General features: G+C 59.7%; 13 protein-coding genes and 1 tRNA gene. 3 read left to right on the forward strand and 11 right to left on the reverse strand.

Features of this window, described 5'->3' with window-relative positions:
- Positions 1 to 5: 5 nt before the first annotated feature.
- The 11 genes from BN3002_RS06430 to BN3002_RS06480 form a co-directional block, all read right to left on the reverse strand.
- Positions 6 to 3911 carry a DNA-directed RNA polymerase subunit beta' gene (locus BN3002_RS06430; protein WP_058237176.1) on the reverse strand — a complete coding sequence of 1302 codons (3906 nt, stop codon included), beginning with the start codon at positions 3909 to 3911 and terminating at the stop codon, positions 6 to 8.
- Positions 3912 to 4061: 150 nt separating this feature from the next.
- On the reverse strand, positions 4062 to 7541 hold the full coding sequence (rpoB, locus tag BN3002_RS06435) for a DNA-directed RNA polymerase subunit beta (protein ID WP_058237177.1): 3480 nt from the start codon (positions 7539 to 7541) through the stop codon (positions 4062 to 4064).
- Between the two features lie 760 nt (positions 7542 to 8301).
- Positions 8302 to 9651, reverse strand: coding sequence for a serine hydrolase domain-containing protein (locus BN3002_RS06440; RefSeq protein WP_058237178.1), 1350 nt, complete (start codon positions 9649 to 9651; stop codon positions 8302 to 8304).
- A gap of 399 nt (positions 9652 to 10050) precedes the next feature.
- Entirely contained in the window at positions 10051 to 11064 is a 1014-nt protein-coding gene (gene rfbB, locus BN3002_RS06445) for a dTDP-glucose 4,6-dehydratase (RefSeq protein ID WP_058237179.1), read from the reverse strand.
- A gap of 255 nt (positions 11065 to 11319) precedes the next feature.
- Positions 11320 to 11706, reverse strand: coding sequence for a 50S ribosomal protein L7/L12 (gene rplL / locus BN3002_RS06450; RefSeq protein ID WP_058237859.1), 387 nt, complete (start codon positions 11704 to 11706; stop codon positions 11320 to 11322).
- 102 nt (positions 11707 to 11808) lie between these two features.
- A complete protein-coding gene (gene rplJ, locus BN3002_RS06455) occupies positions 11809 to 12330 on the reverse strand; it encodes a 50S ribosomal protein L10 (RefSeq protein ID WP_058237180.1) in 522 nt (173 codons plus the stop codon).
- 1012 nt (positions 12331 to 13342) lie between these two features.
- Entirely contained in the window at positions 13343 to 14056 is a 714-nt protein-coding gene (gene rplA / locus BN3002_RS06460) for a 50S ribosomal protein L1 (RefSeq protein WP_058237181.1), read from the reverse strand.
- A 74-nt stretch (positions 14057 to 14130) separates the two neighbouring features.
- Positions 14131 to 14562 carry a 50S ribosomal protein L11 gene (gene rplK / locus BN3002_RS06465; protein ID WP_058237182.1) on the reverse strand — a complete coding sequence of 144 codons (432 nt, stop codon included), beginning with the start codon at positions 14560 to 14562 and terminating at the stop codon, positions 14131 to 14133.
- 200 nt (positions 14563 to 14762) lie between these two features.
- Entirely contained in the window at positions 14763 to 15752 is a 990-nt protein-coding gene (nusG, locus tag BN3002_RS06470) for a transcription termination/antitermination protein NusG (protein WP_371935773.1), read from the reverse strand.
- A 100-nt stretch (positions 15753 to 15852) separates the two neighbouring features.
- A complete protein-coding gene (gene secE / locus BN3002_RS06475; RefSeq protein WP_058237861.1) occupies positions 15853 to 16149 on the reverse strand; it encodes a preprotein translocase subunit SecE in 297 nt (98 codons plus the stop codon).
- Positions 16150 to 16232: 83 nt separating this feature from the next.
- A tRNA-Trp gene (locus tag BN3002_RS06480) sits at positions 16233 to 16306 on the reverse strand.
- 204 nt (positions 16307 to 16510) lie between these two features.
- Between BN3002_RS06480 and BN3002_RS06485 the strand changes: the two genes are divergently transcribed.
- The 3 genes from BN3002_RS06485 (at position 16511) to BN3002_RS06495 (ending at position 19888) form a co-directional block, all read left to right on the forward strand.
- Positions 16511 to 17725, forward strand: coding sequence for a pyridoxal phosphate-dependent aminotransferase (locus BN3002_RS06485; protein ID WP_058237183.1), 1215 nt, complete (start codon positions 16511 to 16513; stop codon positions 17723 to 17725).
- Between the two features lie 197 nt (positions 17726 to 17922).
- Positions 17923 to 18762, forward strand: a complete 840-nt coding sequence (locus BN3002_RS06490; RefSeq protein ID WP_058237184.1) for an alpha/beta hydrolase — start codon at positions 17923 to 17925, stop codon at positions 18760 to 18762.
- 25 nt (positions 18763 to 18787) lie between these two features.
- On the forward strand, positions 18788 to 19888 hold the full coding sequence (locus BN3002_RS06495; RefSeq protein ID WP_058237862.1) for an adenosine deaminase: 1101 nt from the start codon (positions 18788 to 18790) through the stop codon (positions 19886 to 19888).

Consider the following 19888-nt stretch of genomic DNA (forward strand, 5'->3'; position numbering starts at 1 on the left):
AACGGTCAGTTCTGGCCGTGGAACGGAATTCCGAAATCGATCGAGTCGAGCGAGGCCAGGAAGGACTCAGGAACTTCTCCATCCTGGAAATCCAGTTCGGAATAGTTCGCATCGGCCATTGCCTCAGCAGTGGGCTCCACGACAACCTGGTTGTAGCGAGCCAGGCCGGTGCCGGCCGGGATCAACTTTCCGAGGATGACGTTCTCCTTCAGACCCACCAGGTGATCAACCTTGCCGTTCATGGCGGCTTCGGTCAGGACCTTTGTGGTCTCCTGGAAAGACGCAGCCGACAGCCACGAATCCGTTGCCAACGACGCCTTGGTGATACCCATCAGCATCTGGCGACCTGACGCGGGCTGACCGCCCTCGGCGGCAACTCGACGGTTGGCCGACAAGTACGCTGAACGATCCACCAGCTGACCCGGCATGAACGAGGTGTCGCCCGGCTCCAGAATAGTGATCTTGCGCAGCATCTGGCGCACGATGACCTCGATGTGCTTGGCGTGAATACCCACACCCTGATCGCGGTAGACCTTCTGCACCTCATCAACCAGCTGCTTCTGAGCCACATTGCGGCCCATAATACGCAGGACCTCCTTGGGATCCAACTGGCCTTCAGTCAACGGGGTTCCAGCTTCGATGTGGTCGCCCTCGTTCACCAGGAGTTTCTGGCGACGAGTCACCTCGATGACTGAATCCTCACGGCCATCATCGCGAGTGATCACGATCTTGCGTGAACCGGGATCTTCGTCGTCAATATGGACGCGACCGGCGGCCTCGTTCATCTTGGCTTCAATCTTCGGGCTGCGCGCCTCGAAGAGCTCCTGAACACGCGGCAGACCCTGGGTAATGTCAGCAGCCGACGCAGCACCACCGGTGTGGAACGTACGCATCGTCAGCTGGGTACCAGGCTCACCAATCGACTGAGCTGCGATAATACCGACAGCTTCACCGATCGAGACACGCTTACCGGTGGCCAGCGAACGGCCATAACAGCTGGCGCACACGCCCACCGCCGACTCACAGGTCAGCACGGAACGGGTCGTCACCTCGGTCACACCGGCGGCAACCATCTGAGCAATCAGGTCATCACCAATGTCGGTGCCAGCCTCCGCCACGACAGTGCCATCTTCACCCACCGCATCGCGAGCAAGCGTACGGGCGTACGCGGTAGTCTCAACCGCTTCAACGGCTTCCCACTCGTCAAACTCGTTCTTGCGGGCGATCGGCACGCGAATGCCGGCGCGGGTACCGCAGTTCTCTTCACGCACAATCACGTCCTGCGACACGTCGACCAGACGGCGGGTCAGGTAACCAGATTCGGCGGTACGAAGAGCGGTATCAGCCAGACCCTTACGAGCGCCGTGAGTTGCGATGAAGTACTCCAGAACCGTCAGGCCTTCACGGTAGTTTGCCTTAATCGGACGCTCAATGAGCTTCTGCTTCGGGTCAGACACCAGACCACGCATACCGGCGATCTGCTGGACCTGGCTCCAGTTACCACGAGCACCCGACGACACCATGCGGTAGACGGTGTTGCGAGCATCGAAGTTCTGACGCATGTCGTCAGCAACTTCCTCAGTGCACTTCAGCCACAGCTTGACCAGTTCCTCGTACCGGGTTTCTTCCAGGATGATACCGGTGTCGAACTGGTCCTGAATCTCCGCAGCCTTGGCTTCGTAACGCGCCAGGATTTCTTCCTTGCGGTCTGACGCCTGAATGTCAGAGAACGCGATTGTGATGCCAGACCAAGTTGACCAGTGGAAACCGGCAGCTTTCAGTGCGTCCAGAGATTCGGCGACGAGGACGTTCGGGTAACGCTCCGTCAATGTGTTAACGATCGTTCCCAGCTGCTTCTTACCCACAACGTAGTTGACGAACGGGTAGTCGACCGGCAGAGTCTCGTTGAAGATCGCGCGCCCCAGCGAGGTTTCCAGCAGGATCGGATCGCCTTCTTCCCAGTTCTCCGGGACTTCCCAGCCCTTGGGCGGCACAATGTCGGTGAAGCGGATCCGTGCACGGGCATTCAGATCCAGTTCGCCACGATCAAACGCCATACGTGCCTCAGCCACTGACGAATAGCACGGCACAACCGGCTCACCGTTTTCATCAGTCGCCACCTCAACAGCCGGATCAGGATCACTGGTCAGGTGGAACAGACCAATGATCATGTCCTGCGACGGCATTGCAACAGGGCGACCGTCGGAAGGCTTGAGGATGTTGTTCGTCGACAACATCAGGATGCGTGCCTCAGCCTGAGCCTCAGCACCCAGCGGGAGGTGGACTGCCATCTGGTCACCGTCAAAGTCAGCGTTGAACGCGCCACAGGCCAGCGGGTGCAGCTGAATAGCTTTACCTTCAATCAGCTGCGGTTCGAAGGCCTGAATGCCCAAGCGGTGCAGTGTAGGTGCGCGGTTCAGCAGCACCGGGTGCTCACGAATAACGTCGTCGAGGACGTCCCACACCTCGGGGCGCTGGCGCTCAACCTTACGCTTGGCTGCCTTGACGTTCTGCGCGAACGACTTCTCAACCAGGCGCTTCATCACGAATGGCTTGAACAGTTCCAGAGCCATCTGCTTGGGCAGACCGCACTGGTGCAGTTTCAGCTGCGGGCCCACCACGATGACCGAACGGCCCGAGTAGTCCACGCGCTTACCGAGCAGGTTTTGACGGAAACGACCCTGCTTACCCTTGAGCATGTCAGAGATCGACTTCAGCGGGCGGTTACCAGGACCGGCCACGGGGCGGCCACGACGGCCGTTGTCGAACAGGGCGTCCACAGACTCCTGCAGCATGCGCTTTTCGTTGTTGACAATGATCTCGGGCGCACCCAGCTCCAGCAACCTCTTCAGGCGCGTGTTGCGGTTGATGACGCGACGGTACAGATCGTTCAGGTCCGAGGTCGCAAAGCGGCCACCGTCCAGCTGAACCATCGGGCGCAGATCCGGCGGGATGACGGGGATAGCGGTCAGCACCATCGACTCCGGCTTGTTACCGGTTTGCACAAAGGCGTTGACGACCTTCAGGCGCTTGATCGCACGGGTCTTGCGCGGGCCCGACTCGTTGGCGATCGTGTTGCGCAGGTTCTCCACTTCGGCATCCAGGTCGAAGGTCTGCAGACGCTTCTGAATGGCGGCTGCACCCATATCGCCCTTGAAGTACGTGCCGTAACGCAGCTGCATGGCGCGGTACAGGCGCTCGTCACCTTCCAGGTCACCAACCTTGAGGTCGCGGAAACGCTCCCACACGGTCTCCAGCTGTTCCAGGTCGCGGTCGAAACGGCGGCGAATCTGCCCCATTTCGCGTTCCCCTGCCTTGCGTTCACGGTCGCGATCGGAAGCTTTGGCGCCATCGGCTTCCATCTGTGCCAGGGTCTGCTCCAGCTTTTCGGCGCGCTGGTTGATCGCGTCGTCACGCTGGGACTCCAGGTGGCCCTTTTCAACTTCGAGCTCGCTGCGCAGGTCGGCAAGGTCCTCGTCGCGACCCTTTTCGTCAACCTCGGTGATCATGTAGGCAGCGAAGTAGATAACCTTTTCGAGGTCCTTCGGAGCCAGGTCCAGGACGTATCCGAGGCGTGAGGGCACGCCTTTGAAGTACCAGATGTGCGTGACAGGCGCTGCCAGGTCGATATGACCCATGCGCTCGCGACGCACCTTCGAGCGTGTGACTTCGACGCCACACTTTTCACACACGATGCCCTTGTAGCGCACGCGCTTGTACTTGCCACACGCACATTCCCAGTCGCGGGTCGGACCAAAAATCTGTTCACCGAACAAGCCGTCGCGCTCAGGCTTGAGGGTGCGGTAGTTAATCGTTTCGGGCTTTTTTACCTCGCCGTGGGACCATCCTGAGATGTCATCTGTCGTTGCCAGGGTGATCTTGAGGCTGTCGAACGTCTTAGCGTCGATCAAGGTCTCGCTCCTTGCATTAGTTCGTCGGTTCCAGCGTAAGTGGTCTGCTCAAGCCCGCCGCTGGAGGGGCTGAGGTTCCCCGCAAGCGCGTCGCCCTCGTTCGTCGTCTTGATTGACGAGGGCGACCTGTGCGCCGCGGAACCGACTGAGTTAAATGGCGTCAATGGTTGCTGCTGCGTTCGGACGGGCATCCAAGGTGATGCCCATATCCTCTTGCGCATCGTACGATTCGTCCTCGTCGCGCAGGTCAATCGGGTTGCCTGCCGCGTCGAGTGCTTCAACGTTCAAGCACAGCGAGCGCATTTCCTGGATGAGGACCCTGAAGGACTCTGGAATACCAGGTTCCGGGATGTCTTCACCCTTGACAATGGCTTCGTAGACCTTGACACGTCCAACGGTGTCGTCCGACTTGATGGTGAGCAGCTCCTGGAGGGCGTAGGCGGCACCGTAGGCCTCCAGTGCCCACACCTCCATCTCGCCGAAGCGCTGGCCACCGAACTGGGCTTTACCACCCAGCGGCTGCTGCGTAATCATCGAGTACGGGCCGGTTGAACGGGCATGAATCTTGTCGTCAACCAAGTGGTGCAGCTTGAGCATGTAGGCGTACCCCACTGCGATGGGGTACGGGAACGGTTCACCCGAACGGCCATCAAACAGCTGAGCTTTACCTTCATCGTTGGTCAAGCGCTCTCCATCGCGGTTGGGACGAACTGAACGCAGCAGGCCTTGCAGCTCCTCTGCTTCCAGACCGTCGAACACGGGGGTTGCAACCAAGGAGCCGGGCTCGGCGCTGATGCCGTTCTCAGGCAGGAACTTCGTCCAGTCTTCGCCAGCTTCCTTCGCCTTCGTGGCATCCCAACCCTGGTGGGCCAGCCAGCCGAGGTGGTACTCGAGCACCTGACCGACGTTCATACGTCCAGGAACACCCAGCGGATTCAAGATGATGTCCACAGGTGTGCCATCTTCCAGGAACGGCATGTCTTCGACAGGCAGAATCTTGGAGACGACGCCCTTGTTTCCGTGACGGCCAGCCATCTTGTCACCAATGGTGATCTTGCGGCGCTGAGCCACGTACACGCGCACCGTCTGGCGCACGCCGGGGTTCAGATCGTCTTCTTCGTCATTGAACTCGCGCACGCCAATGACGATGCCCTCTTCACCGTGTGGGACACGCAGGCAGGTGTCGCGCACTTCGCGCGCCTTCTCACCGAAGATGGCGCGCAGCAGGCGCTCCTCACTGGTCAGTTCGGTTTCACCCTTCGGGGTGACCTTGCCGACCAAGATGTCGCCGGCCTGAACCTCAGCACCGATGCGGATGATGCCGCGTTCGTCAAGGTCAGCCAGTGATTCCTCGGACACGTTCGGAATGTCGCGCGTGATTTCCTCGTCGCCCAGCTTCGTTTCGCGGGCGTCAACCTCGTACTCCTCAATATGGATGGAGGTCAGGACGTCATCCTGCACGACGCGGCGTGACAGAATCACGGCATCCTCGTAGTTCAGGCCTTCCCACGACATGTAGGCGACCAGCAGGTTCTTTCCGAGGGCGACTTCACCGTTGTCGGTGGCCGGGCCATCAGCCAGAACGTCTGCTTCTTCAACGCGTTGGCCTTCCTCGACAATGACACGCTGGTTCGTGCAGTTGCCGGGGTTGGAGCGTTCAAACTTTTCGAGTCGGTAGGTGTCGCGGCCACCCTCGTCAGTTTCAACGACGATCAAGTCGGCGCTGACCTCGGTGACGACACCGGCGCGCTCAGCGATCACCATTTCGCCTGAGTCCTGAGCGGCGCGGCGTTCCATGCCGGTGCCGACCAGTGGAGCTTCGGTGCGCAGCAACGGGACAGCCTGGCGCTGCATGTTCGCGCCCATCAGGGCTCGGTTGGCGTCATCGTGCTCGAGGAACGGGATGAACGCGGTGGCAACAGAGACCATCTGACGTGCAGAAACGTCCATGTAGTCAACGTCGTCGCGTGCAACGAGCAACGGGTCTTCGCCGGAGAGACGGCACAGAACCATCTCTTCGGCAAAAGTGTTGTCCTCCGTCAGCGGCGATGATGCCTGAGCGATGTAGTGGCCGTTCTCGTCATCAGCGGTCAGGTACTCGACCTCGTCGGTGACGTGGCCGCCACGCACCACGCGGTACGGCGTCTCGATGAAACCGAAGGGGTTGATGCGCGCGAACGTCGCCATCGTGCCGATCAGACCAATGTTTGGGCCTTCAGGGGTTTCAATCGGGCACATGCGTCCGTAGTGCGACGGGTGAACGTCACGGACCTCCATGCCGGCACGGTCACGCGACAGACCGCCAGGGCCCAGTGCCGACAGGCGGCGCTTGTGCGTCAAACCGGCCAGCGGGTTGTTCTGATCCATGAACTGTGACAGCTGGGATGTTCCGAAGAACTCCTTGATCGCTGCGACAACGGGGCGGATATTGATCAGCGACTGAGGCGTGATCGAATCGGCTTCCTGCGTTGTCATGCGTTCACGCACGGTGCGTTCCATGCGCGCCAGGCCGGTACGCACTTGCGACTGGATCAGTTCGCCCACCGCGCGGATACGACGGTTACCAAAGTGGTCAATATCGTCCGACTCAACGCTGACTTCCACGGCTTTGCCGCCACGCACGCCGGTGAACGTCTTGTCACCCTTATGCATCGAGAGCATGTATTTGATGGTCGTGACGATGTCTTCCAGCGTCAGAACGGAGGTACGAGGATCCGCATCCAGAGCCAGCTTCTTGTTGATCTTGTAGCGGCCAACCTTCGCCAGGTCGTAGCGCTTGGAATCGAAGTAGAAGTTGTTCAGCAGTGTCTGAGCTGCGTCGACGACTGCGGGCTCACCGGGGCGAATCTTGCGGTAGATATCCAGGAGAGCTTCCTCCTGGGTGTCGACCGTGTCCTTCTCAAGGGTTTCCAGCAAAACCGGGTAGTCCGCGAACTGTTCACGGATCTCAGCTTCGGTCATGCCGATAGCCTTGAGGAAGTGAGTCACCGACTGCTTACGCTTGCGGTCGATACGCACACCCACTGCGTCGCGCTTGTCGATCTCGAATTCGAGCCAGGCACCGCGGCTGGGGATGACTTTGGCTCCGAAGATTTCCTTATCGGAGGAGCGGTCAGATGTGCGCTCGAAGTACACGCCAGGCGAGCGGACCAGCTGGGAGACGACGACGCGCTCCGTGCCGTTAATGATGAAAGTGCCGCGCTTGGTCATCAGGGGGAAGTCACCCATGAAGACGGTCTGCGACTTGATTTCGCCGGTCATGTAATTCATGAACTCGGCGGTGACGTACATCGGTGCTGAGTACGTGTAATCCTTGGCCTTTGCCTCTTCGACCGAGTACTTCGGGCGTTCGAGTCGATGGTCGCGGAATGACAATGACATGGTTTGTGCGACGTCTTCAATCGGCGAGATCTCCTGGAAGATTTCTTCCAGCCCGGAAACGTCCGGCACGTCGAATCCGCCTGAAGCTTTCGCAGCCTCAACGCGTTGTTTCCAATTGTCGTTCCCCAGAAGCCAATCGAAGCTCTGAATCTGCAGACCCAGCAGGTTCGGGGCCTGCAAAGGTTCGCGAAGCTTCGCAAATGAGATACGGTTCCTGGGCTGATGTGCAGTGGTGCTACTGGCAGCCAAAGGGTGTCCTTCCCTGCAGTCGGTGAGTGCGCGCTCCCGCCTGCCGCCCCTATCTGATACTGTGTCGCTAGCACACTTAGCGCTGGTCTCGCGTGCGGGCACAGCTCACCTCGGGCGTCATCAGGCGCAAATAGTTATGTTAGAATCCTTCGCCGCCGTCGGCAAGGGGTATGCGCGAAGCTGTGCCCAATCTCACGGACCCCACCGCCGTGTTGCTTGGGGCCTGACCGGCGCTTTCACTTTTCTCTGCCCCTCCCGTTCACTGTTCTTTGCCCCCGTCTACTTTTCTCTGTCCCTCCCCTTCACTGTTTTCCACCCTTTCCATTCGCTGTTTCTGCCCTTTCCGTCTGGCTGGTTGTTGCCGGCGGCTGGTCGCCGTCTTTTCCCAGCCCCGAGTGCCGCCTCTCCCTCCTCCTCCCTCTCCCCCTCTCCCTATCTCCTCCTCTCCCTCCGCTTCCCTTCTGTCGATCTCGACCGGTTTTCTTCGCAATTGACGAGGGTACCCATCCGTTTATGCAGGTCGCAGGCGCGGACGTGCAATGACACCCGAACTGAGTGCGCTGAGATCGACAGATGGGTGAATCGAAGGGAGGAAGTCAAGATCGACGGTCGGGTAAATGAGGGGAGAAAGTCGAGATCGACAGACGGGAATAGTACGGAAGGGGGTGGTGAGAGAAAGCGAGCACGGGAACGAACGGCGAACCGAATTAGGAACCGCTCGCCAGGTGCTCAATACACGCGAGCCAGCAGACACCAGGCCCTACCGGCCGCCGCCAAGGATGTCGCGAATACAAGCAGACAGCAGCACTGACTTCGGGTCCAGTCCGCCAGGCTCGTTCATGCGGCGCACATTGTATCCGAATGCCAAGCCGTAGAACGGATCAGCAAAGCCCAACGCTCCGCCCGCACCGTCGTGCCCGATAGCCTGATAGGAGCCAAACGGGAACATACCATTGGGCTTTTGAAACACCCGAGCAAAGCACATGACGTTTTGCAGCACTCGATCCATCCCGAACACCTGCTGCGTTCCCATTAGTTTCACCGTGTCAGGCGTTAAGAACGGCTCAGACAGATCATGGCGTGGGTTTCCCTCGTCAATTCGTGAAACAGAACAGTCGTTGAGACCGGTGACAGCTGCTGCGTACAGGCGAGCCAGGCCGCGAGCGGAACCGACCCCACCTGTCGACGCAACGCCGGCGGCACGAATATGGCGGTGGTTCGGTGTGGGTGTGTTGTCTGGCTCAATGACGCCGCCACCGAGTGCGGACAGCGCGCCAAGCGAATCTCCGAGCTCGCACTGGCCTACCGCTGCCGCAAGCTCATCAGCGCTGACAGGCCCGGCGCCAGGATCGTCGGACAGAGCGGCCGTTCCCGGAACCCGTTCGCCACGCTTGTCACGTTCCGCCAGGGCTTTCTCGAAGGGAAGAGACGGCAGGATGGGTTCGTAGCGATCATCTTCCGATTCAGGAAAGCCGATATAGAAGTCAATGTCACGTGGGGCACGAACCTCACGCTCGTAATGGGTTTGCAGGTCCTCGCCGGCGACTCGACGGAAAAGTTCCTCCATCAGCGGTCCGATCGTGCGGCCGTGGTAGCCAAACGCCGTGCCCGGGCGCCACAGCGGTGACATGGCTGCCAACTTTGCCGCCATCCCGCGCGAGTCATAGGGCACATCCATCAAACGCATCGATTCTTCGCCAAGCAGTCCCGCCTGATGGGACAGCATTTGACTGACTGTAATCTGGTCTTTGCCACAGGCGGCAAACTCCGGCCAGTAATACGCAACTCGCTGCTCAAGATCCAAGTCACCTGAGTCAACCAAGCGCGCCAAGGTCAGTGCGGAAGCACCTTTTGTTGCCGAGAAAAACCCTGTAACCGTCTGCCCATCCATGAGACCGCCGCCCCATAAGTCAACGATCTTGTCACCGTTGACGTAGGCGCACACCTGAGCAGAGTAGGTGGGATCGCGCTGGAGCATGCGTGCGAAAAGAGTCTTGACCGACTCGAATCGTTCGTCGACCCAGCCGTGCACCTCTCCGGCGCGGCGCGGCTCATCCGCGTCGATGTCACGTGCGGCTGCATCTGTCCGGCTGTTCATTTCCGTATTCATGGCACTCTCCTTTGCGCGCTTGCACTGTCAGTTTCTCGCAGGTTCACCGCCGCTGCCACCGCTACCGCCGCACGGGCCGATCCGCATACCGCCCTTCGCTCCCTCACACCCCTCGTCCCCCATCTGTCGATTTCAACGGGTCTGAGTGACCTATTGCCGAGCAGACTCCGCTCCTTTTGCAGGTCAGAAGCTCGCGAGCATATACGGCGTGTCTGCAAACGAAGTGAGATCGACAGTTGGGGAATGGAATGGAGGGCGGAGTTGAAGCTGCCGCCTTTGCCGAGAGCTTCGGGAGCACAGAAAACCCGCATACCTGCAATTACACGACGCACCAGTCGCGGCTTGGCGCCCCAGTACACATCCTGCCCCCACACAGCGAGGATGCAGACGGCGAGATCTTCAGTGCCCCCAGCGCGCGTACTGATCTTCAATGACATCCTTGCCGTCACGCCACCACGATTCATGTGAGCGATACCAGGCGATCACCTCAGCCAGCCCCGCTTCAAAATCCCTCTTTTCCGGCTCCCACCCAAGATCCCGGCGCAGTTTGCTCGCATCCAGCGCGTATCGGCGATCATGGCCGGGCCGATCCCCGACCCAGTCGAAGTCATCCTCGTCCCTGCCCATGAGGCGCAAGATCGAGCGTAAAACGTCACAGTTGGAACGCTCCCCTTCGGCGGAAATCAGGTATGTTTCTCCGGGTATGCCGCGACACAGGATCTGCCAAACGGCCGCCGAATGGTCGTCGACATGGATCCAGTCGCGAACGTTTCGTCCATCGCCGTACAGCTTGGCGCGCCGGCCGGTCAAAATGTTCGTGATCTGTCGAGGAATGAATTTCTCAATGTGTTGATATGGTCCGTAGTTGTTCGAGCTGTTCGAAATCGTCACCCGGACACCGAAGGTGCGAAACCACGCGCATGCCAGCAGGTCAGACGAGGCTTTGCTGGCGCTGTAAGGGCTTGACGGCTTCACAGGTGATTCTTCAGTGAATCGCATGGAATCATCGAGAGCCAGGTCGCCGTACACTTCGTCGGTGCTGACGTGATGAAAGCGCCGCTCATGGTGCCGGCATGCCTCCAGCAGTCTGTAGGTGCCTGAAATGTTAGTGTGGATGAAAGGCTCGGGGTCAGCAATCGATTTGTCATTGTGGCTTTCGGCGGCAAAGTTCACGACGGCCTCGTGGTCAGCGACCAGGGATTCAACCAGCTCCTCGTCACAGATATCCCCAACGACGAGGGCGACTCTGCCGGGCGGCAAACCATCAAGACTGTGCCGGTTGGCGGCATAGGTCAACTTGTCGAGCACCGTGATGTGAATATGAGGATCGCGTTCGAGTGCGAATCGCACAAAGTTACTGCCGACGAAACCGCAGCCACCGGTGACCAGCAGGGAGTTCATGGTGTCCGACATGGATCCTCCTTTCCCCTCGTCAATTGTCACACGGAAAGCACTCCCACTCGGAGCAGCGGGGCGCGGCATTCGCGTGCAGACATCGCTGCCGGACGGCTAGCGTGCAGACATCACGGTTGCGGGGCTCGCGCGTCACCGCCTGCCCACACTGCGCACAGTGGCCACACCGCCCATATACAAGTGTCGCGGCCCAGCTGATGCTGAACCGCGACAACTTGATATGCGCTTAAGCTAGCGCGAGAGTTTCAAGTGAAATCACTTGAGGGTGACGGTGCCGCCAGCCTCTTCGATTTCTGCCTTGGCCTTCTCGGCGTCTTCCTTGGAAGCGTTCTCGAAGATGGTCGACGGTGCGCCGTCAACCAGGCCCTTGGCGTCCTTCAGGCCGAGGCCGGTGAGGGACTTGACAGCCTTGATAACGGCAACCTTCTTGTCGCCGGCTGCTTCGAGGACAACCTCGAACTCGGTCTTTTCTTCGGCTGCTGCTTCTTCACCGCCAGCGGCTGGTGCTGCAACAACGGCGGCGGCCGGTGCGGCGGCCTCAACGTCGAAGACCTCTTCGAACTGCTTGACGAAATCGGACAGCTCGATCAGGGTCATTTCCTTGAAAGCTTCGATGAGCTCATCTGCGGAGAGCTTAGCCATGAGTGGCATCCTTCCTTGTTTGGCCTGCTACGCGAGCAGATTACGTTGTGTAAATGAGTCCGGGTGCATGGCGGTGAGGCCAGTAACCCGGGGCCTGTCGCGTCAGGCCGCTTGCTCCTGCTTGTCGCGAAGAGCATCGATTGTGCGCACAGCCTTGGTGGGCAGTGCATTGAATGCGTACGCAGCCTGGGAGAGCTTCGCCTTGAGGGCACCTGCAGCCTTGGCCAGCAGGACCTCGCGGGATTCCAGATCAGCAAGCTTCTTGACGGCGTCAGCATCGAGTGCGACACCATCCATAGCGCCAGACTTCAAAACCAGCGCCGGGTTATCCTTGGCAAAATCACGCAGCGTCTTGGCGGCCTCAACCGGCTCACCGCTGACGAATGCAATAGCTGTCGGGCCCTTCAGGTCGTCCTCGAGGAAATCGAATCCGACTTCGCGGGCCGCCAGCCGTGCCAGCGTGTTCTTCACCACGGCGTAGCTCACGTCATTGCCCAAACCGCGACGCAGCTCCTTGAGCTGTGCAACGGTCAGACCGCGATACTCAGTCAGCAGCACGGCATCCGAGTTGCGGAACTTCTCCGTCAGCTCGGCGACAACTGCCTCCTTGTCAGACCTCGCCATGGTCCTCCTTCCGAAAAGTCAGCCGCCGTACCCACGAAAAAGCCCGACACGCAGGTTCGTGTCGGGCTTGCACCACGCTTGTCCAGGTTTCCGCAAGGGAGCTGTTCAAGTCACGTTTCCTGCGTCGGTCGCTCTTGCGCTTCGATCTACTGTCAGTAGATGTCCGACGGTCTTTGGCTGTTCCACTATACCAAGATCGATGTGTGGCCTCTACTGTGCGCTGTGTGCAACAAAGCACGTTTGTGTGCCGCTATTTATTCCCGCCCTTATGCCTCTGGCATCCTGCACATTCCCACGTGTTCTCCTCTCGCTTTTTCTCGCCGTTCTCTCCGCTCGCTCTCTTAGCTCCCCTCGGCATCCCTCGTGGCCTGCTCTCGACCTGCTCCTCGGCCTTCCTCTCCGCCTCCCCTCATCTTCCCCGCCTTCCCCCCTCATCCTGTCCGCATTAATCCCCAACTGTCGATCTGGAGCTCCCGTTATCGTCCTAATTGACGAGGGAGGCCCACACCTTCCGCGAATAACACTCTCTGACCAGTGAAAACGTTCGTCAGTGGTGAAAGCCAGTAATCCAGCCCGCCTTCTTGGTCCATCGAGATCGACAGTTGGGATTGGTAGGGGTGGGTGGGCTTCGGGAAAAGGGGGCTGCCGAGAGTAAGACGAAATGCGGATGAGACCGGACGCGGAAAAGGTGGCACGCAACGAAGATATTCCACAAGAGAGTCGCCATTTGCTGAAGTCGGCTCAGGTCAAAATGCCATGCGCTGGAGACGGCGTGCTAGAAAGAGGCCGCGCATTCAAGACAGGGCTCATCGATGACGGCACACAATGAGGGTGGGTTCGCACACGTGTGCGAACCCACCCCCATTTTTCAAGATTGCGACGTGACGCGGGCGCTGCGGCACCCTCGTCGATGATCGCTCAGGCATCAATCCGTCTGGTCATCAACCCAACCGGTCATCTCTGCAACCGATCGCCGAAGCACCGAGAATCAATGCCGTCAGGCATCGAACAATCAGTCGTCAGTGCCGAGCAGATCGCGCGTCTTGGTCGGATCCAACGGGATGCCAGGGCCCATCGTCGTTGAAACGGTGGCCTTCGTGATGTAGCGACCCTTGGAGGAGGACGGCTTCAGACGCAGGACTTCATCGAGGGCAGCGGCGTAGTTTTCCGTCAGCTGCTCAGCAGTGAAGGATGCCTTGCCGATGATGAACGCCAGGTTCGCGTGCTTGTCCACACGGAACTCGATACGGCCACCCTTGATCTCCTTGACAGCCTTGCCAACTTCCATCGTGACCGTTCCGGTCTTCGGGTTCGGCATGAGGCCACGAGGACCGAGGACGCGACCCAGACGGCCAACCTTGCCCATCATGTCAGGGGTTGCGACGGCCACATCAAAATCGGTGTAGCCCTTCTGGACCTTCTCAATCAGTTCGTCGCCGCCGACCTCGTCAGCTCCGGCGTCGATCGCTTCCTGCGCGCGCGGGCCCACAGCGAAGACCAAGACCCGTGAGGTCTTGCCAGTGCCGTGCGGCAGGGAAACGGTTCCGCGGACCATCTGGTCTGCTTTACGGGGATCGACACCCAGTCGGAACATCACCTCAACGGTGGCGTCAAACTTGGTGACAGTGGTTTCTTTTGCCAGTTTCATGGCTTCAAGAGGTTCGTATACCTCACCGGCGTGGATCTTCTCCGCGGCGGCCCGGTAGCTCTTCGAGCGCTTTGTCATTCTGCTATCTCCTTGCAGGTGTGGTGTGTTCGGGCAAGCGCTTGCCCTTCCACAAAGATTGGTTTGGTGACGTATCAGTCGCTGACGGTGATGCCCATGGAACGGGCGGTGCCGGCAATGATCTTGATCGCGGCTTCGATGTCGTTGGCGTTGAGGTCCTGCATCTTGGTCTCAGCGATCTCGCGAACCTGATCTTTGGTCAGGTTTGCCACCTTGGTGGTGTGAGGCGTCGGTGAGCCCTTGTCCACGCCAGCCGCCTTCTTGATCATCTGTGCAGCCGGAGGCGTCTTGAGAACGAACGTGAACGTACGGTCTTCATAGACGGTGATCTCAACAGGGACGATATTGCCGCGCTGAGATTCGGTTGCAGCGTTGTACGCCTTGGTGAACTCCACGATGTTCACGCCGTGCTGGCTCAGTGCCGGGCCAACTGGCGGAGCCGGAGTTGCAGCACCGGCAGGGATCTGCAGCTTGATCAGGCCGGTGACCTTCTTCTTTGGTGCCATATAAGTTACGGGTCTTTCATTGGTGATTCGAAGCGAACCGACGGTTGCCGATCCGCCTGCGCGTCCTACACGCAAATGCAGACGCACAAACAGCGATGATATCGCGTCAGATACCTTGATCCCAAGTTCTCGTGCGCGACATCACTCACTAAGCTGTGCGCAACACCTGGGCGGGCGTGTCCGCCCCTGCGCCGCGGCGACTAGTCGTCGATCTTTTGAACCTGATCGAAGTTGAGTTCCAGAGGCGTTTCGCGCTCGAAAATCGTGACCAGAACTTTCAGCTTCTGGGTCTCGGGCATGATCTCGGAGATTACGGCGTTCATCGTTTCGAACGGTCCGTCCACCACTGTGACAACTTCGCCCACCTCGTAGCTGACCTTGAGTTCCTGAACCGGAGCCGGGCCAGTCTTGTTTTCCTGAGCGGCCTCTTCCATGACGTTCGGGGTGAGCATCATGACAACCTCATCTTCAGACAGAGGCATCGGATTGTGCTGATCGCCAACGAAGCCGGTCACGGCTGGCGTTTCCTTGACAACTCGGTATGACGCGTCAGTGAAGTCCATGCACACCAGGACGTATCCGGGGATGCGCACACGACGCACACGCTTCTTCTGAGAGCCGCGGAATTCCATGACATATTCGTCGGGAACCTCAACGCGGTAGATGTAGTCCTCCATGTTCTGGCTGGTGATGCGCTGTTCAAGGTTAGCCTTGACCTTGCGCTCGTGGCCGGAATACGTGTGGATGACGTACCAGTCGCCTGGCAGAAGGCGCAGCTCGCCACGCAGAACTTCGATGGGGTCTTCGATTTCGTCAGCCGCGGATTCAGTGTCCGCATCGCCCGGCTGCTCGCTTGCTTCAGCGTCGCCAATTTCCGAGGGTGGCTGATCCTTAGCAGGCACCTCATCAAGAGCGGGCGCCTCAGCTACAGCCGCATCAGCATCGGATCCACCGTGTTCGGTGGCAGCAACTGACTCAATCACAGCTGCAGTTTCTTCCTGCGCGAGGGTGGAGTCAGCTGTCTCGACGCCATCAGCTGTCTCGGCGCCATCAGCTTTCTGCGCGCCGCTGCCCTCCGATACAGATTCGGATGCAGAGACGAACTGAGGGGCAGAATCAGCGTCGACGTGCGTATCGTTTACAGCGGTAGTCTCATCCGCATCTGGTGCGTTTTCAATGTGGTCGCTCACGTGTCCTCCTTCAGAGCCAACGCGCGTGGGCTTGTCAGCAGTGGTTGACGAACCGTAGAAGAAACCCGCCTGCAGGTTCCTGCCGGCGGGTCAATCGGGTTCAGCCGAATATCAATGCGTTTAGCTTACCGAATATCAGGTCTAAAAGTCCTGTGTATGCCATCACAGCGGTGACGAAGACGATCACGACAACGAAGTACGTCCATGTTTCGTTGCGAGTCGGATACGTCACCTTCTTCATCTCAGCGATGACCTGGCTGATGAACAGGCGAATGCGGGAGAACAGTCCACGCTTTTCGCCTTCCTCATGCGTCGACTTCTCACGGCTCGGAGTCGGTGCACTCTTCGTGCGGTCACGACGCACAGGAGCGCTCGGCTTGTCCGGCACGTCGGGCAGACCGTCATTGTCGGGTCCGCCAAGTGCGCGACTGTCGCTCACAGAACCTCTCCTTGTCGTGTAGGCCGATATCTACAATGTAGCAGGGCAGGCGGGAATCGAACCCACAACCGCCGGTTTTGGAGACCGGTGCGCTACCTAATTGCGCCACTGCCCTTCACCGCTTGTCACAGGCTGACGCCCATGACCCGCCCCGCTAGTTTAGGGCGTTAACGCGCCAGTGTACAACTTCACGCCGCATGTAGAAAATCACAGATCTGTGTTTTTGGCTTCCACCGTCCGCACCAGCACCCCTGATCATAGCGCGTCCATTCCTAGGAATTTTCTTCCGCACGGCCTCCAATCGTGCAACGATAGAGACATGTCGAACCAAACTGCTCACCGCGCCTCAGCGCGTCTTCGTTCCATCACACCATCAGCGACTTTAGCCGTGGATGCCAAGGCGAAAGCTCTCAAGGCTCAGGGCGTCCCCGTCATTGGTTTCGGCGCCGGCGAACCTGACTTCCCGACCCCCAACCAGATCGTCGAAGCAGCCGCCAAAGCCTGCCACGATCCTCGGATGCATCGTTACAGCCCAGCCTCAGGTCTGCCGGAACTGCGCGAGGCAATCGCAGCCAAGACGCTGCGCGACTCGGGCTACGAGGTCGACCCCAGCCAGATTCTGGTCACCAACGGCGGCAAGCAGGCCGTGTTCGAGGCGTTCGCAGCTGTCCTCGATCCCGGTGATGAAGTTCTCCTGCCAACCCCCTACTGGACGACCTACCCGGAGGCCATCAAACTTGCCGGAGGCACCACGGTTCCCGTTTTTGCCGGTGCTGACCAGGATTACAAAGTCACCGTTGACCAGCTCGAAGAGGCGCGCACCGACAAGACTGTGGCATTGCTGCACTGTTCCCCCTCGAACCCGACAGGCACGGTGTACACACCCGAGGAAACTCGCCAAATCGGCCAGTGGGCACTGGAGCACGGTATCTGGGTCATCACCGATGAGATCTACGAGCATCTGCTGTACGACGGCGCCCAGACTGCTCACGTTGTCAAGCTCGTTCCCGAGCTGGCTGACCAGACCCTCGTCCTTAACGGCGTCGCAAAGACATACGCGATGACCGGCTGGCGTGTGGGCTGGATGGTTGGCCCGCAGGACATGGTCAAGGCGGCCACATCTTTCCAGTCTCACTTAACCTCCAACGTCAACAACGTTGCCCAGTGGGCTGCCAAAACCGCGCTCGAGGGTGGCCTGGAGGACGTGGAGCGTATGCGCCAGGCGTTTGACCGCCGCCGACGCACGATGATCGACATGCTCAGTGAAATCGAAGGATTGACCGTACCCACACCGAAGGGCGCCTTCTACGCGTACCCATCGGTGGAGGGACTATTGAACACCTCCATTCGCGGCACCACGTGCACCACGTCCGCTGAACTCGCCGACTTCATCTTGAAGGAAGCTGAGGTCGCGGTAGTGCCGGGTGAGGCCTTTGGCCCCAGCGGCTTTATTCGCCTGTCGTACGCGCTTTCCGACGATGATCTGGCAGAAGGCGTTGGCCGTATTCAAAAGCTTCTGGCTGACCGCGACTAAGACTCACTTTCTGCCTGGGCGAGGCTGATCGCTGGTTCAGCATCGGCGAGCGTTGTTTCTGCTTCAGCATCGGCGAATTCCATCTCAGTCTCAGCATGCCCGCACCTGACCATTTGCTGTTGCGGTCGCACCACCAATTCTGCCCTTTTGGCGCTGATAAGCGCTCATCAGCGCCTTTTAACAGGCACAATAGTGGTATGCAGTTGTTCACCCATCACACATCCGATCCCCAGCCTCACGGCACCGTCTTGATCTGCCACGGATACGCCGAGCATCAAGGCCGCTACAGGCGCCTCGTCGATTCTCTCAATCACGATGGCTACGACGCAGTGACATTCGATCTGAGCGGACACGGAAGTGCAGATGGTCCACGTGCTCAAGTCGATGTCGGCCGTCTCATTACAGAGCACCGCGCAGCGCGCGCAGACGCCCTCGCCAATTCGCGCACGTCGCAGCTATTTGTGTTGGGTCATTCCATGGGCGGCATTATCACCGCTGCATCTGTCCTCATCGATCCGGATCATGTTGCCGGCATGGTGCTGACCGGTCCGGCATTTCGTCCCGCCGCGCCGATCACTGCCAAGGTAGCTCGCTCCATGCTGACACTGGCTCGCGTCGCCCCCGGATTGCCCACAGCGAAGCTTGATGCGGGCGGCGTCTCGCGCGACCCTGACGTGGTGGACGACTACGAAAACGATCCGCTCAATTTCCATGGACCCGTCCCGCTGATCACTGCTCTGACGATGTGCGTTCAGGGCGACCACACGATCGCACGAGCCGATTCACTCAGCGTGCCCACCCTGGTCATCCACGGCTCACACGACCATCTTGCTCGCCCGAGTGGGTCAGAGGAATTCGTGCGCAATGCTCGACTGTCACTGGCATGGGGCACGCACACCCCCGACGCGCACCTACGCGTCATCGACGGCGCATACCACGAAGTACTGAACGAGCCTGAAGGTCCCGGCCTGATGCGGGATATCGCCCTGTGGATGGACGCGCGCCGGCCGGCTGCCGATAATGGTGCTGATGCCTGAACATTCTCACAGCATGCCCCCGCCGATGCCGCTGCGTCCGATTGCTTCACCCAGTCCCAGTGACCAGCCCATATTGACGAAGGCGGCGCCCACGCCCCCCGGCCGGCGCCCCCTGGCCACATTGCCCAAGGCACATCTGCATCTGCACTTCACCGGCGCGATGCGACCGCGCACTCTGGTCGAACTCGCTGTGGAAAAAGGCGTCCGACTGCCGCCTCATTTGCTGGACATGGATCCGCTCACTGTTCCGGCAGATGCGCGCGGATGGTTCCGCTTCCAGCGCGCTTACGATGCAGCCCGCGTGTTAGTTCGCACCGAGGATGTTATGCGCCGCCTCGTGCGTGAGGCTGCCGAGGATGACGCGGCGGAAGGCTCTGTGCATCTGGAAATGCAGGTTGATCCCACGTCGTATGCACCGTGGGTCGGCGGCATCACTCCCGCCCTCGAAATCATTCTGGACGAGGCGCGCGCATCCAGCGAAGCAACTGGTGTGGATGTCAGCATCGTGGTCGCTGCCTCGCGTATCCGCCACCCCTTAGATGCACGCACCCTCGCCCGCCTGGCATCTCAGTACGCTGGCAGGGAGCCGGGCACCGTCGTGGGATTCGGTCTGTCCAACGACGAGCGGGTGGGCTCAACCGCGCAGTTCGGTGCTGCCTTCAACATTGCGCGTGACGCTGGTCTTGCGTCGGTTCCGCATGGAGGCGAGCTGCTGGGACCCTCATCGGTGCGTGAAGTCCTGGCAGCGCTCTCCCCGACCCGGCTGGGACACGGTGTCAGGAGCGCGGAGGATCCGGACCTGCTCAAGCGCCTGGTCGATGACGGCATTGCGTTGGAAGTGTGTCCCACGTCTAACGTGCACCTCGGGGTGTATCCAGACATTGCGCACGTCCCTTTGCCTGACTTGATGGCAGCCGGCGCCACAATCGCCTTGAGCGCCGACGACCCGTTGCTGTTCCACTCGCGCCTGTTGGCTCAATACGAGGCTGCTCGAGATGTTTTCGGTCTGAGCGACGAGCAGCTTGCGGAACTGGCCCGTCAGTCGATCCGCGCCTCCCTGGTGTCATTTGACCGCAGGCGCATCTGGAACGCGCAGATTGATCGGTGGTTGGCCAATGAGCCGTGA

Origin of the sequence: Actinomyces ihuae, from assembly GCF_001457875.1 — a bacterium.
In the GTDB taxonomy this organism is placed as follows: Bacteria; Actinomycetota; Actinomycetes; order Actinomycetales; family Actinomycetaceae; genus Pauljensenia; species Pauljensenia radingae_A.